Source organism: Flavobacterium columnare, from assembly GCF_014844295.1.
Taxonomy (GTDB): Bacteria; Bacteroidota; Bacteroidia; order Flavobacteriales; family Flavobacteriaceae; genus Flavobacterium; species Flavobacterium columnare.
The window spans coordinates 1,590,638-1,605,337 of sequence record NZ_CP054494.1 but is presented as its reverse complement, the minus strand read 5'-3'; the positions used below and the strand labels follow the sequence as shown (position 1 = coordinate 1,605,337).

Genomic DNA, 14,700 nt, shown 5'->3' with positions numbered 1-14,700 from the left:
ATATGAAGTTAGATTCTAAAATACCTGAAGGTCACATTTCTCAGAAATGGACAAATCATAAAAATAATTTAAAATTAGTTGCTCCAAACAACCGTCCAAAAATCGATGTTATCGTTGTTGGTACAGGTTTAGCAGGTGCTTCGGCTGCTGCTTCTTTAGGAGAAATGGGATATAATGTAAAAGCATTTTGTTTCCAAGATTCACCACGTCGTGCGCACTCTATTGCAGCACAAGGAGGGGTAAATGCAGCTAAAAACTACCAAAATGACGGTGACTCAGTATACCGTTTATTTTACGATACAATCAAAGGGGGTGACTACCGTGCTCGTGAGGCTAACGTACACCGTTTAGCTGAGGTTTCAGGTAATATCATCGACCAATGTGTGGCACAAGGGGTTCCTTTTGCTCGCGAATACGGAGGTATGTTAGACAACCGTTCCTTTGGGGGTACGCAAGTACAACGTACATTCTATGCGGCGGGTCAAACAGGACAGCAATTATTATTAGGGGCTTATTCTGCTTTATCTCGTCAAATTGGTTTAGGACGTGTAAAAATGTACAACCGTCACGAGATGTTAGAATTAGTGAAAGTTGATGGTAAAGCTCGTGGTATCATTGCTCGTAACTTAATTACAGGTGAAATTGAAAGACATTCAGCGCATGCCGTAATCATTGCATCTGGTGGATATGGAAACGTATATTTCTTATCAACTAACGCAATGGGAAGTAACGTAACGGCAGCGTGGAAAATCCACAAACAAGGGGCTTATTTTGCAAATCCTTGTTATGTGCAAATTCACCCAACTTGTATTCCAGTTCACGGAACCAATCAATCAAAGTTAACCTTAATGTCGGAATCATTACGTAACTCAGGTCGTATTTGGGTTCCAAAGAAAAAAGAAGATGCAGAAGCAATTCGTGAAGGGAAATTAAAACCCGTTCAAATTGCTGAAGAAGATAGAGATTATTTCTTAGAAAGAAGATACCCTGCTTTTGGTAACCTAGTGCCTCGTGACGTAGCATCTCGTGCAGCAAAAGAGCGTTGTGATGCTGGTTTTGGTATTGAAGCTAACGACACGAATGAAGGGGTTTACTTAGATTTTGCTTCTGAGGTAATCGCAAAAGGTAAGCAAGCGGCTTATGCTAAAGGAAATCACAATCCTTCGCAAGAGGAAATTGTTGCTTTAGGAAAAGCTTGGTTAGAAGAAAAATATGGTAACTTATTTACCATGTACCAAAAAATTACGGATGAAAATCCTTATGAAACCCCAATGAAAATTTACCCAGCAGTACACTATACTATGGGTGGTGTATGGGTTGATTATAACTTACAATCTACTATTCCAGGATGTTTCGTAGCGGGTGAAGCCAACTTCTCTGACCACGGAGCCAACCGTTTAGGAGCATCCGCTTTAATGCAAGGGTTAGCAGATGGTTATTTCGTATTACCTTATACAGTTTCTAACTATTTAGCAGATGAAATTCGTACAGGGGCAATTTCTACTGATTTACCTGAATTCGTTGAAGCAGAGAAAAACGTTAGAGACCAAATTAATGCGTTCTTAAACAATAATGGTTCTAAATCGGTTGATTACTTCCATAAAAAACTAGGACTTATTATGTGGAATAAAGTAGGTATGGGGCGTAACGCTAAAGGCTTAACGGAAGCCATTGCTGAAATTGATGCCTTACGAAAAGAGTTTTATGCTGATGTGTATGTTCCTGGTGCTGCTGATGAAATGAATACGGAGTTAGAAAAAGTATTACGTGTAGCTGACTTTATGGAATTAGGTCAATTAATGGCAATGGATGCGTTACAACGTAAAGAATCGTGTGGAGGTCACTTCCGTGAAGAGTATCAAGATGCTGAAGGAGAAACCTTACGTGATGATGAAAACTTCGCATTCGTAGGCGCATGGGAATACCAAGGGGCAGACATTAATAAATCGGTATTGCATAAAGAGGAGTTGAAATACGAATACATTAAAATTGCAGCTCGTAATTATAAGTAGTAAATAGTAAAAAGTAAATAGTGAAAAGTAAATAGAAGTTTAGATTGCGCTAATCACTTTTTACTAGTCACTAATCACTTAAAAAATAAAATTATGGCATCAAAGAAAACCATCAATATAAAATTAAAAGTTTGGCGTCAGAAAAAAGCTTCTGACAAAGGACAAATGGTAGATTATTCGCTAAACAATGTATCTACTGATAGTTCATTCTTAGAAATGATGGACCAATTAAACGAGCAATTAATCGCTGAAAAGAAAGAACCTATTGCTTTTGACCACGATTGTCGCGAAGGAATTTGCGGGATGTGTTCTATGTTTATCAATGGTCGTGCGCACGGACCTGATACAGGAATTACGACGTGTCAGTTACACATGCGTATGTTTAACGACGGTGATACAATTTATGTAGAGCCATGGAGAAGTAAAGCTTTCCCTGTAATCAAAGACTTAGTAGTAGACAGAACAGCTTTCGATCGTATTCAACAAGCGGGTGGATTTGTTTCTGTAAACACTTCTGGTAATACGATTGATGCAAATGCAATTCCTGTGCCTAAAGTAGATGCTGACAAAGCTTTCGAAGCAGCGGCATGTATTGGTTGTGGTGCTTGTGTGGCTACTTGTAAAAATGGTTCTGCCATGTTATTCGTAGGAGCAAAAGTTTCTCAATATGCCTTGTTACCACAAGGAAAGGTAGAAGCTACACAGCGTGTAATGAATATGGTGCGCCAAATGGATGAAGAAGGATTCGGTAACTGTACAAATACAGGAGCTTGTGAAATCGAATGTCCAAAAGGTATTTCATTAGAAAATATCGCTCGTATGAATAGTGAATACTTAAAAGCGAGTTTGAAATAATCGCTTTAACATAAGTTTATAACCCTTTCGGTCTATCTTGACTGAAAGGGTTTTCTTTTTTTAGTATATTCACGTAAAATTTTTTTATAAATGAAAAAGTTAATCTTGTGCTTGCTTTTAATAGGTCAAGCTAACTTCGCTCAAACCACCGATGAAAAAGCAGAAGCTAAAAAGAAAGTCGAACAGGAAAAAGCGGTTTTAGCCAAACCGTATCATGAAGAGGAAGATGCCTCACTTAAAGTAAAAGAATTGCTGGCTGTTGCTCAAAAAGAACACAAGAAAGTCTTAATTCAAGTAGGAGGAAACTGGTGTATTTGGTGTTTGCGATTGAATGATTTTATCAATAAAAATGAGGCATTGAAACAACTGGTTGATGCCAATTATTTGTATTATCATTTGAATTGGTCTCCTAAGAATAAAAACGAAAAGTTCTTTAGTCAATATGAGGGCAATCCTGGAGAAAAACACGGTTACCCCGTTTTTATGATTTTAGAGGCTTCAGGTAAATTGGTCAAGGTGCAAGAAACAGGTTCTTTAGAAGAAGGAAAGGGCTATAGCTTTGAAAAAGTAAAGACATTTTTAGCATCAAATGCTTCTAATTAAGCTCACTAAAAACTAAACTAATATATGCAATTTCTAAAAAATGTTTTCGTAACCTTGTTGATTGTTTGTTTGTACAGTTGCAAGGACAACACAGTTGCATTACAAAAAGAACCACAAGAGCAATCCTCCAAGATAAATAAAACGCAAGCTTCTAAGTTATTTTCAGATGTTTTTGAATTTGTTAGTTATAATGATGAAGGTGATTATCATCTGATAAATTTCAGAAAGGAGGCTAAAATATACAGTTTTATCAATGATACTAACGACGATAGAACATTACTTCGAGGAGATAAAGTAGAAGTGCATTGGAAAATAGACACTATTTATATTGCAGGAGATGGTGAAACACCTGAGCAGGCGGAGTGGTTGGTTTCCTTTAAGAAAATAAAGGAAGGAAAACTGTCTCAATTTCGTAAAACTTACAAAAAAGAGTTCAAATACCATTGGTTTAATGAAAACGAATATTCCGAAGGATATTTGAAACAACTATATAACTGGGTCGAATATTATGTGGCTAATTCTGATGATGGACTGTTAAAGGCACATCTTGAAGCAGGAGATGCGTTAGAGTATTCCATTGAACAGCAAGTACGTGAAGGCAAAACCTATACGCTTATAGGTTTAGGTACTTCTTTTGAAGGTAGAACAACTAAAATTAAATGGTTGTATTATGATGCTGAAAAAGACGATTTGTACGCTTACGATTTAGGGAATGATGTTTTAGAGCTATTTCCGTAAACTTTAACTAATTAAACGATGAAACAAACTATATTCAGTATTTCTATGCTTTGTTTTTTGCTAGGAAGCTGTAAAAACGATAAACCCATTGCAGAGGTTGCTAAGCCTCAACCTAAAGTAGCTAAAGAAAACCCTAATCCTCCGCAAATTCAAAATGCTATTCAAGAGTATATTCCCGAGGGTTTTGAAATTCAGTACGAATGTGATGGCGATTTGAATCAAGATGGGTTAAAAGATTATGCTTATGTGCTTAGAAATACAGAAGACGATACTAGGGCTAGAAAGACCTTAGTGTTTTTGGGTGATAAGGAAAAAGGAAGGCAGTTGTTCCAGCAGTCAGAACAAGTCTTTCCTGTTGAATATAGTGGTGAAGGATATAAAATTTATGACTCCGAAACCATATCTATAGTGGAAAATCAGTTGATGATGGAGCTTTCGGGACTGGGGCCTTCGGGTACGACCACTATTATTTTTCAATTTGAAAATGGAGGATTATTTCTTAAGTCAATGGAAAGTTTTCATGCAGGGGCTGGAGGGCAAACCATTGCTAGTTATGAGGTGATGACTGGTAAGATTGAAATGACGCAAGTAAATACCATGAAAGAGGATATGCCCTCAGAAACTGAAGTGAAAAATTTTGCCCCTTTGAAACTAGCTTTTGAGAAAGTAAATCCTATGGAACTTTTTGACCAACAAATTCTTAAATTTGGGTTCTAAAAAACAAACAATGAAAAAACTATTTTTACTGGCTACCCTCTGGATTACGAATTCCTTTCAGGCACAAGTAACCACTGTAGTTAGTGCTTTTACACAAAATCTGACCAAGAATGACCTTCCTTTTCAAGGCGACCGAAAAATGTTTGCTACAGGAATCAATGATACCCGAACCGAGAATGTTTTGGTAGTTTCTAAAAACAAATCTGGCGCTGCGAACGACGAACTTTTTATCGAAAAATTCACCAAAACTCCAGATGGCTATACCAAATCTTTTTCTACCGTATTTACACACCCCGTAAATAAATCCTTGGCTTTTGTTAATAATAGGATGATGTATAGCGATGCCGATAGGGATGGTAATGCCGAAATGTTATTGGTAGTTGACGAAAATGAGGCAGGACCTGAAAGTCCATTGCAAAAAGTTTGGGGCGTACTTGTTTACAAGAATGTGGTTTACAAATTTTGGGTGACCGCCGAAGATAATTTTACTGAAACAAAATACGATGCTGATTTTGAAACTTTACCTGAAAAGATAAAAAAGGATTTTTTAGCATTTTGGGAAAAATTAGACAAAGCAAATTAAACAGTTAAAAATCATGAAAAATATTTTAAGTATTGCTCTATTTTTTATCGTTCAAACATTCTTAGCACAAAATACTAATGAAATTCTTGTATTGAGTGCCGTGGTAAAAGATAAAGTGATTCCGAATGCTCAAGTTATCTTTCAAAAAAATGGAGAAACCTCATTAACACGTATGACCAATTCCGCTGGAAAAGTGATGATTCCAGAGGAATTTCGAAATACCAATGACTTAACCCTTATTATTAAAAAAGAAGGGTATTCCACCTTGGTTTCTAAATGTCCTTGCGGAGGTTTAACCTATGCCATCAGTCCGTTTATGACCGAATTAGATGGAATGCGTATCGTGTTAAGTTGGGGACAACGACCGTTGGATATTGACTCCCACTTGTCTTATCAAGGAGGATACGTGTGTTATTACCAAATGGATGCGGTGAATGCAAAATTAGACGTGGACGACACAGACAGTTTTGGACCAGAAACCATCACTATTTCTAAGAAATTACAAGGTAAAAAGTATGTGTATGCAGTGCATAATTTTTCTGATAAGGATAATACAAATAATGCAAATTTAGCCAACATCAGTAGAGCAAAAGTATATGTGTACGTTGGGAATACTTTAATCAAAACCTATACGCCACAAGCAGGTAAAGTAGGAACCGTTTGGATTCCTTTTATCATTGATGAAAATGGAAACTTAGTGGATATTAATGATTACAGAGATGCTTCGTCTTGGGAAGGGGTACGTTCAATACTACGTGAATACCGCCCTTCAGAACAGCAAACAGTGGTTTCTGCCAGTGATGTTGCAACTGCAAAGCAAATTAATAAAAGAGGGGAAGAACAATACCACGCTGGTAATTATGAAACCGCAATAGGTTTTTATCAAGATGCTATTGAATTAAATCCTACAGAAGGATTGTTTTACGGGAATTTAGGATTGGTATTTCAAAAATCAGGTAGAGAAGCGGAGGCTTTATGGGCCAATCGTAAAGCCATTGCCTTAGCTAATGGTACTACGGCAAATACGGTGAAAGCTGGTTCTTATTATAATATTGCTCGTATTTATGAAGCGAAAAATCATTTCCAGGAAGCATTAGAGAATTATAAATTGGCTAAACAACATAAACAAAATCCAGTGTATGACAAAGCGATTAGTAGAGTACAACAACGTTTATAAGCTTGCCAAAATAATAGTTATTGGATTCTTATTGCTGACGAATTTTTGTTTCGCAAGTAACGGATCCGATAAAATTGCAAAAATAGATAGGACTTTATGGCCCTATCCTATCCATAGTGCACATAATTTTGATGTGGCATCCAAGTGTGAAATGATAGCTTTTTTAAAAGCTTTTAAAGCTTATGAAAGACTTAATGAAGCTGAATTGCAACAAAAGCTTGATTTGAAAAAAGTATCCATGACTTCCGTTCGGGAATGGGAAACAAAAACAAAACAAATCATTCTAACTAACTTTAAGGCGTTAACGAAAGCTTCGCTTCAAGATTTGATTGCAATAAATGAAATCAATACATGGGAAGATGTTGCTAAAATACATCCAGAAGCTAAAATGCCTTCTGCTTTGAAAGCGTGGTATCAAGCCAGTCTGGATTTTTATGATAAATATCTGTATGAGCAATGTCGTTTAGCCTCTTTGTACCCTAGAATTACGAGTGAAATAGGATTGATGGCAAAAAATGAAATCAATGGTTTTAATTTGCCTGCAAAGCAATTCTTATTAACCTTTGATGATGGGCCAACGGTAAAAAATGGGAATACGGATAAGATGGTTAAAGTCCTGAATGAGCAACATCAAAAAGGTGTTTTCTTTGTTCTTGGTGACGCCTTACAAAAACGAATGCAGACGGATAAACAAATTCAAAATTTATATCAAGGTCATTTGTTGGCATCGCATGGAAAAACACATGTTTCACACCAGAGATTAGCAGAATGGAAAACTTCACTTACTTATACGAGTGATTTAATTCAACAATTGACCGATTCTGATAAACCCGTATATTTTCGTCCGCCTTATGGTCAAAGAACAGAAGAATTAGCTAAAAGTTTGGGAGCTACGCAGTCTAAAGTGGTTTTGTGGAATATCGATTCGCAAGATTGGAATGCACATATCACCGCTAGGGAAGTGGCTGACAGACAAATAAGTTTGATGTTATTGTGGCGAAGAGGGATTTTGCTTTTCCACGATGTTCATGAAAAAGCACAAACAGCAGTACCGTATATTCTGAATTATTTTAAAGGTTCAGGAATACAATGGATGCAACCTAATGAAATTTAAGAGATGCAAATGAAAATTGCCTTAATACAATCTGATTTGGTTTGGGAAAATCCTCAAGCTAATCGAAATCATTTAGAAGAAAAAATCAGTGCTATTCAAGAAGCTACTGATTTAATCGTGTTGCCAGAAATGTTTACCACGGGGTTTACTATGAATCCTTCCGCGGTTGCCGAAACCATGACGGGTGCGACCGTGCAATGGATGCAAACACTAGCTATACAAAATGCCTGTGCGATTACAGGAAGCGTGGTGATTGAAGAAGAAGGGAATTACTACAACCGTATGCTTTTTGTGTATCCTGACGGGAGTATGCAGTATTACAACAAGCGTCACTTGTTTACTTTGGCAAAAGAAGAAGCCGTTTTTACTGCGGGTAAAGAAAAAGTAATTGTAGAATACAAAGACTGGAAAATCTGTCTCCAAATTTGTTACGATTTACGTTTTCCAGTATTCGCACGTAATGTCGAAAACTATGATGTACTCATTTATGTAGCCAGTTGGCCGAAACCAAGAGTACAAGCTTGGGATATTTTATTGCGCGCCCGTGCGGTAGAAAATCTTTCGTATGTGATAGGCGTTAATCGTATAGGTACTGATGGCAGTCAACTGGAATACGTAGGACATTCGCAAGTGGTAGATTATCTTGGAAATTATATAGTTGAACCTTTTGAAACTTCTGATGTGCAATTAGTAACCCTCAATAAAGAAGCACTTTTGGAAACAAGAAGTCGTTTGAATTTTCTGAATGATAAGGATTCTTTTTGTCTTATTTTTTAAAAGAGTATATAATTAGATAAAGATTTTTGGAAGACTTCATCGTTTGAAACTTTAGTAATAAATGGTATTTGTAATTTTACTTTTTGTATAATTTTTATTAATTGATTTTAAGCCCAGATTATATATTAGAAATTTAGTATAGATAAAGATAACTTTCAATCTAAAAAAGTACTCCATTTTTTGTGTTCAATACAGTATAACGATAGCTGTGATAAAAAAACGTGTACTTTTATCTTCAAGACAAAGTCTAACGCATAATCTAGGTTAAACAAATTTAAAAATAGGGATCGAATTAATTCATAGAATTAATTCGTATACTGGCTTTAATTAAGGCTAGAGCTCTTATTTTGCTTATTTCTACTTCCTTGTCTTGGTGATGTTTGTTTTGACTAACTAATTTTACAAAGTTTGCGTTTTCTGATTTTTGAATGTATTTAACCATTACAAATTCTTCACCACTCATTTCAATACTTAACAAATACATTTCTCCCCAAAATATTTCATTTTGAATATCATTTATTTCCTTGTATAATACAATGTCACCACTTTTTAGTAAAGGATACATACTGTCACCTGTTACATAAATAGCACCATCGCATTTAGGTAAGTTAGGAATCGAAATATAATCTAAAGGGACATTGTTTGAAGACTCCGAAAATAAAGGAACTAAACCAGCTGTAGCCTCAATGTCATATAAAGGGATTTGTTGATAATGAACAGAATTATCTGTTTTTAAAGGAAAAGCTTGGATAGATTTGTTTAAGATAAAATCATCATCCTTTAGCATATTTCCCTCTCCTGTTAAGAGCCATGTAGGATTTAAATCAATGTACAATGAAAGAATATTTTCTAGCATACTTGAACCAATGCTTTTTCCTTCTTTTACGGCTTTAGAAATACTTCCTCTTCCAGCATTTAAGCTGTTTTCAAAAGCATAAAAACTAATTCCTTTTTTCTCTAAATAATGTCCTAATCGTTCTGAAACCATACTGTAATCGTAAAATTTGAAGTAAAAGTATGAAAAATTTCTTTACATAATGGTTTAAAGTCTTATAAAGCTTATTTGGTTTGATTTATTTCTAATTTAATCAGAAAATAATCTAATAATTACTTGTTATTACGAAAATAATCTTGTATATTTGTATTGTTGAAAGATTATAGTCTACTTGTTAAGATTATAATCGTTTAAATGCCAAATGAAGGTGTTTAAGTCAAATAGTTTTTTAAATCATTTTAGCATAAAAAATTATTGTATGAAACAAATAAAGTACTGGGATAGTTCTTAAGACTAGAATTATTCCAATAGGAATTCTTGTGTCTATTTTAAAAATAAAAAAAAAGATAAACGATAAAAAGATGTCTAGTAAAATAAGAATTTTAAGTTTAGATGGAGGCGGAATAAGAGGTATTATAACCTGTGTTATTCTTAAGTATATAGAAGAACAATTGCAAAAAGAAGACAATCCTAATGCTAAAATTGGAAATTATTTTGATTTAATAGCAGGGAGTAGCACAGGAGGGTTATTAGCTTGTTTTCTTTTACATCCTGATAATAGTAATCAAGCATTATTTTCGGTTAACAAAGCCATGGATTTATACCAAAAAGAAGGCGAAAAAATATTCAACACTTCATTTTGGGAAGGAATATTTAATCCATTTGGTCTATTTAATGAAAAAATATCTCAGAAAAATATTGAAAAAGAACTGGATATTATTTTTGGAAAAACAGAACTTAAAAAACTAATAAAACCATGTCTTATTACTTCTTATGATATCCATCAACGAAAAGCCAAGTTTTTTTGTAGTCATGAAGCACATACTGATTTAGAAAATTTTTATGTAAAAGATGTTTGTAGAGCCACAAGCGCAGCTCCTACCTATTTTGAACCAGCAAAAATTAAATCGCTGTATGGTCAAGAATTTACATTAATTGATGGAGGCGTTTATGCTAATAACCCTGCTTTATGCGCCTTTGCCGAAGCTAGTAAAATTCCATTTTCAAAAATTCTTAATAACCCGAATAAAGTAGATTATCCTGAGGTTAAAGATCTGATCATTGTATCCATTGGAACTGGAGAGGTATTAAAACCCTATGCTTTTGAAAAGTTTCAAGAAGCAGGTAAAATTAAATGGATTAGTCCATTGATAGATATTTTATTGTCTTCAAATGCTGAAACAGTTAATTATCATTTAAGCACAATGTATCAGGCATTAGGTGCGCGTAACCGTAAAAACTATTATCGCTTAGCCCCTTTATTACGAAACGCTTCTCCTGAAATGGATAATACTACAGAAAAGAATATTTATGAGCTTATACAAGCAGGAATGTACTATGTAGACCAAAATAGAGAAAAACTAGATGAGATAGTAAAAAAGTTGGTGAAAAACAAATGATCCGCTTTGCCTATCCCTCCATCTATCATAAACAAAAATAATAATCCATTAGTAATTTTAAATAATAAAAAATGAGTACAAGAAATGATGCGTCACAAACGCTTTTTAGAATGGTGAGTTTAAGAAACCCACAATTAACAGAAACTAAAATAAAAAATTTAAGCTTTATACAAAGACCTAAAGTAGTAAAAGGAGTTTTTGATGAAGTAATTATGAACTGCCCTCAAAACACCTCAAAAATTAAGGCAATAGAAGATTTTATTGAAATAAAAGGACTAAAATTCATTCCTTTTAATTCAGAAGAAGAATTAAAAAATGAGAATTATGAACAGTTACTATCTATTGGTAGAAAAATTACAAAAAGAGAAGAAATTACAGACCAAGATTGGGAAAAGACTGATTATTATTACAAACAAATGATGGATTCTAACAGAGGATTAACCTCAGAAGCCATTAGTAAATTAACAATACTTTGGGATAATTTAATTTATCAAATAATAACCCAAAAAAACTTTTATATAAAAGAAGCTCTTTGCGATATACTAAAAGCTATTCACACAGGCTTTGCACAAAATATAGAAATAGATGAAGAATTTGTAAAAATAAATGGTGAAGATCCTGCAAAAAATAGTTTGAATGGAAAAATAGTAATTCCTAAAGAATTGTTTTTACATGAAGAAACAGTTAAAGAAACAAATGAAGAAACAAATGATCCTAGGTTGTCCAGAGTTGATCAAACACAACTACGATTATATGCACAAAATAATTTAACGATTCAAACCGCTATTTATAAAAGAGAAGAACTCAAAAAATTAGATTTAGAGCTAAAATCCGTTCAACAGCACTATTTTAAAGAAAGAGAAGAAACTTATAAGAGAACATATCGTAATTACGCAGAGCAAAACCAATTAAAATTTCAAGAACAAGATCTCGTATCATCTGAAATTAATAAATTAATTAATGTAAAAGCATCAGAAGAAGAATTACAGCCTTTATATGATAAATTGAAAAAAATAGAAATTGTTCCCTACGAATTTGAATATAAAAATGAAATAGATTTAGCTGTATTTAAGACTAAACTATCTTCAGAATCATTTGATACCCTAATAGGATCCTTTACAAATTCAAAACCTTCTGTTTTCTTAACTCAAAAGACCATGTTAAAGCCAGAAAATGTGTTGAGTAGAGAAATACAATTAGGAGAAAATGTAATTCAATTAGATGATACATTAAAAACCATAGAAGATATACTAACAAAAATACAAGATAAAATATCAAATCTTGATCAAATTATTTTAGACAATACACCATTAGTTCAAGAACAATACATAAATCTAGAAGGAGCAACAATTCCAGTACACAATAACAATAATAAAATTATTCCTTTTGGATACCATGCAACAGTTGGTTCGGGAGATTCAGGTTCTTTTGTGAGTTTTTTATTTGATACTTATGAACTTGATCCCATGCTTGTAAAAGCTAAAATTATTGCAGATACTGATTTAGGACATTTTGAGGAAATTTATACCAATATTCAAGGGAAAGACCAAAAAATAATATTTCCACCCATTTTAGTTAGAAAATTTCAATCCGTAGCTAATTTTAGAGTAGAGCTAATTTTTTCAGATAATAAAGAATATTATGCCCAAATAGATAAACTTGCGTTTTCTGATGGAAAAGTAGGAATGTTAACCCCCGTTCATAAAGAAAATATTCGCTCTAAAAGAAATAATTTCGGTATAAAAAGAGTGGGTATTGCAGATTACCTAAAAGTAGTTCAAAGTGTTCATGCCTACGTGCCAGGGTTAGTTTCAAACATTGAAAACATAATGGCTAGTGAGTTACGACATAAATCATCCGTTTCTAGAGATTACTCTGAAATTACAGATACAACCTCAAAATATCAAGAATCGGAAAAATTATCAGATACCTCTAAAACATCAAGAGCTGATATGCAAACTGAAATTGCAAAAGAAATTAAGAAAGAACAAAATATAACCTCAAATACACGATTTAGTTATAATACAGGAGCTTATAATTTTGAAATGACAGGTGGTTATGCTAACAATTCAGCTCAGCAAGACAGCATTCGTCAAGCCGTTATGAAGTCCCAAGAAATTACGGAAAAAGCAATGGAAAAAGTAGTGAGCAGAGTTTCAGAAGAACGCGTTCAAAAAATTATCAAAGAATATACAGAAACAAACGTACATGAATTTGATAACAGAGGAAAAGTATCTGAAATCAATAACCCAAAAAGCATTAGACCTAAACACATTTCAGGTGTATATAGATGGATAGACATTAAATATAAAAATCAAATTTATAATTATGGTAAAAGAACCATGTTTGAATTTATGGTGCCAGAACCAGCAAGGCTGCATCGTTTAGCGTTTATGGTTTCTAAAGGTCAAATACTTACAACGCCTGTAGACCCTAGAAATGCCACAGGAGAATTAAAAATGGCAACTGGAAAAGAGGCAACAAGAAAATTATTAGAATATTGGGCTAAAATCTACAAAGTAGAGTTGACCCCTTTAAAAGAAACAGATACACAACATTATTCTTTTGTGGAAAAATTTAATAATGGAGGTAATTGTCCTGTATATCAAAGAAATATAAAAATAAATGATGGATATGTAGCTAAATCAGTGAAAATTGACTTCACTTATTGGAGAAAAGATTCAGGACCTTCCAGCAGAATTAATTTAGATTTTAGCAATGGTATTAACAAAGAATTTTGGTTTGAAACAATATCTGGAACAATAGCAATTGATGACCTAAACCTATCAGATACTTTTAGCCTAAAAAACTCAGGTTATAACTTAGGTGGAATTGAATACAATATGTATTTCAATTTAAAAATAAATCCTAACAAATTAGAAGCTTGGCAAACCGAAAATTTCAATGCAATAATCAAAGCCTATGAAGAAGCCTATAAAAAATTTCAAGAAGAACAAGCAAAGTTAGATGAAGAACAAAAGAAAAAAGAAAAAAATGCAAAAGAACAAATGAGTAACTTTTATCGCTTCATGGAGCAAGATGTGTTAAAACACAACTGTATAGCTTATTTACTACAAGATTATATAGGCACTTTAGGAGCCAGTTTTTCCATAGGAGATAGAATGGAAGACTTTCAAGTACTTTTAGATAAAGATCTTGATAAATATACTGCATTGGCAAAATTTATGGAACAGGCGTTTGAATGGCAAATTATGGATTATACTTTTTATCCTTACTATTGGGGAAAAAGAGAAAAATGGCAAGAAATGTATATTTCTAATTCGGTAGACCCTTTATTCAGAAGTTTTTTACAAGCAGGATTAGCAAGAATTATTGTAACGGTAAAACCTGGTTTTGAAGATGCCGTACAATTCTTTATGACTACTGGAAAAATCTGGAACGGTGGCGAAGTACCCGTAATTGGTGATCCACTATACATGAGTATCGCAGACGAAATGCGTGCTCCTGTAGGAGAACCTCAGGGTAAATACTGGATAACTAAGTTACCTACAACGCTGACTATTTTGCAAGATAAGTCAACTGGATTACCCGTAGATCAACCACTACCTATTTTCCCTGAAGCTGAGCCTAACAAGTGTGAAAATCCTGGTGAGTTAGAAAGGGATTCAAGCTTTAGATTGGACAACGCAAACTTGTGGAGATCAGAAAACACAGAAAGTACATTACCTAAAAACTAAGTTCAAAATAAAAATTCTAGCGATGTGTAAAG

12 protein-coding genes are annotated in these 14,700 nt (G+C 33.8%); 11 read left to right on the top strand and 1 reads right to left on the bottom strand.

Annotated elements, in window-relative coordinates:
* Positions 1 to 2: 2 nt before the first annotated feature.
* The 9 genes from HUE53_RS07030 (at position 3) to HUE53_RS06990 (ending at position 8,576) form a co-directional block, all read left to right on the top strand.
* Positions 3 to 2,012 (top strand): fumarate reductase/succinate dehydrogenase flavoprotein subunit, encoded by a 2,010-nt coding sequence (locus HUE53_RS07030; protein ID WP_192188823.1) that lies wholly within the window; start codon positions 3 to 5, stop codon positions 2,010 to 2,012.
* Positions 2,013 to 2,105: 93 nt separating this feature from the next.
* Positions 2,106 to 2,867, top strand: coding sequence for a succinate dehydrogenase/fumarate reductase iron-sulfur subunit (locus HUE53_RS07025; RefSeq protein WP_014165914.1), 762 nt, complete (start codon positions 2,106 to 2,108; stop codon positions 2,865 to 2,867).
* Between the two features lie 90 nt (positions 2,868 to 2,957).
* Positions 2,958 to 3,470, top strand: coding sequence for a thioredoxin family protein (locus HUE53_RS07020; RefSeq protein WP_097609408.1), 513 nt, complete (start codon positions 2,958 to 2,960; stop codon positions 3,468 to 3,470).
* 24 nt (positions 3,471 to 3,494) lie between these two features.
* Positions 3,495 to 4,208, top strand: coding sequence for a hypothetical protein (locus tag HUE53_RS07015; RefSeq protein ID WP_192188822.1), 714 nt, complete (start codon positions 3,495 to 3,497; stop codon positions 4,206 to 4,208).
* 18 nt (positions 4,209 to 4,226) lie between these two features.
* Entirely contained in the window at positions 4,227 to 4,925 is a 699-nt protein-coding gene (locus HUE53_RS07010; protein WP_192188821.1) for a hypothetical protein, read from the top strand.
* A 10-nt stretch (positions 4,926 to 4,935) separates the two neighbouring features.
* Entirely contained in the window at positions 4,936 to 5,508 is a 573-nt protein-coding gene (locus HUE53_RS07005; RefSeq protein WP_123906731.1) for a hypothetical protein, read from the top strand.
* A gap of 13 nt (positions 5,509 to 5,521) precedes the next feature.
* On the top strand, positions 5,522 to 6,685 hold the full coding sequence (locus tag HUE53_RS07000) for a tetratricopeptide repeat protein (RefSeq protein WP_192188820.1): 1,164 nt from the start codon (positions 5,522 to 5,524) through the stop codon (positions 6,683 to 6,685).
* Positions 6,648 to 7,799: a polysaccharide deacetylase family protein gene (locus HUE53_RS06995; protein WP_192188819.1), complete on the top strand. Its 1,152-nt coding sequence runs from the start codon at positions 6,648 to 6,650 to the stop codon at positions 7,797 to 7,799. Before HUE53_RS07000 ends, HUE53_RS06995 begins: the two co-directional genes overlap by 38 nt.
* Before the next feature lie 9 nt (positions 7,800 to 7,808).
* Complete coding sequence (locus tag HUE53_RS06990) at positions 7,809 to 8,576, top strand: amidohydrolase (RefSeq protein WP_192188840.1); 768 nt, start codon at positions 7,809 to 7,811, stop codon at positions 8,574 to 8,576.
* Positions 8,577 to 8,868: 292 nt separating this feature from the next.
* On the opposite strand, the gene HUE53_RS06985 is transcribed toward HUE53_RS06990, so the two are convergent.
* Positions 8,869 to 9,564 (bottom strand): S24 family peptidase, encoded by a 696-nt coding sequence (locus tag HUE53_RS06985; RefSeq protein ID WP_065212875.1) that lies wholly within the window; start codon positions 9,562 to 9,564, stop codon positions 8,869 to 8,871.
* Positions 9,565 to 9,932: 368 nt separating this feature from the next.
* Here HUE53_RS06985 and HUE53_RS06980 point away from each other — a divergent pair, with 368 nt between their 5' ends.
* A complete protein-coding gene (locus tag HUE53_RS06980) occupies positions 9,933 to 10,970 on the top strand; it encodes a patatin-like phospholipase family protein (RefSeq protein WP_014165923.1) in 1,038 nt (345 codons plus the stop codon).
* A gap of 71 nt (positions 10,971 to 11,041) precedes the next feature.
* The gene (locus HUE53_RS06975) at positions 11,042 to 14,668 is read left to right on the top strand and encodes a hypothetical protein (protein WP_192188818.1); all 3,627 of its coding nucleotides are present in this window, start codon (positions 11,042 to 11,044) and stop codon (positions 14,666 to 14,668) included.
* Positions 14,669 to 14,700 lie beyond the last annotated feature (32 nt).

Excerpts from the sequence above, each read along its gene's own strand:
- HUE53_RS07030 (WP_192188823.1), top strand. The coding sequence starts at position 3 with ATGAAGTTAGATTCTAAAATACCTGAAGGTCACATTTCTCAGAAATGG.
- HUE53_RS07025 (WP_014165914.1), top strand. The coding sequence starts at position 2,106 with ATGGCATCAAAGAAAACCATCAATATAAAATTAAAAGTTTGGCGTCAG.
- HUE53_RS07020 (WP_097609408.1), top strand. The coding sequence starts at position 2,958 with ATGAAAAAGTTAATCTTGTGCTTGCTTTTAATAGGTCAAGCTAACTTC.
- HUE53_RS07015 (WP_192188822.1), top strand. The coding sequence starts at position 3,495 with ATGCAATTTCTAAAAAATGTTTTCGTAACCTTGTTGATTGTTTGTTTG.
- HUE53_RS07010 (WP_192188821.1), top strand. The coding sequence starts at position 4,227 with ATGAAACAAACTATATTCAGTATTTCTATGCTTTGTTTTTTGCTAGGA.
- HUE53_RS07005 (WP_123906731.1), top strand. The coding sequence starts at position 4,936 with ATGAAAAAACTATTTTTACTGGCTACCCTCTGGATTACGAATTCCTTT.
- HUE53_RS07000 (WP_192188820.1), top strand. The coding sequence starts at position 5,522 with ATGAAAAATATTTTAAGTATTGCTCTATTTTTTATCGTTCAAACATTC.
- HUE53_RS06995 (WP_192188819.1), top strand. The coding sequence starts at position 6,648 with ATGACAAAGCGATTAGTAGAGTACAACAACGTTTATAAGCTTGCCAAA.
- HUE53_RS06990 (WP_192188840.1), top strand. The coding sequence starts at position 7,809 with ATGAAAATTGCCTTAATACAATCTGATTTGGTTTGGGAAAATCCTCAA.
- HUE53_RS06985 (WP_065212875.1), bottom strand. The coding sequence starts at position 9,564 with ATGGTTTCAGAACGATTAGGACATTATTTAGAGAAAAAAGGAATTAGT.
- HUE53_RS06980 (WP_014165923.1), top strand. The coding sequence starts at position 9,933 with ATGTCTAGTAAAATAAGAATTTTAAGTTTAGATGGAGGCGGAATAAGA.
- HUE53_RS06975 (WP_192188818.1), top strand. The coding sequence starts at position 11,042 with ATGAGTACAAGAAATGATGCGTCACAAACGCTTTTTAGAATGGTGAGT.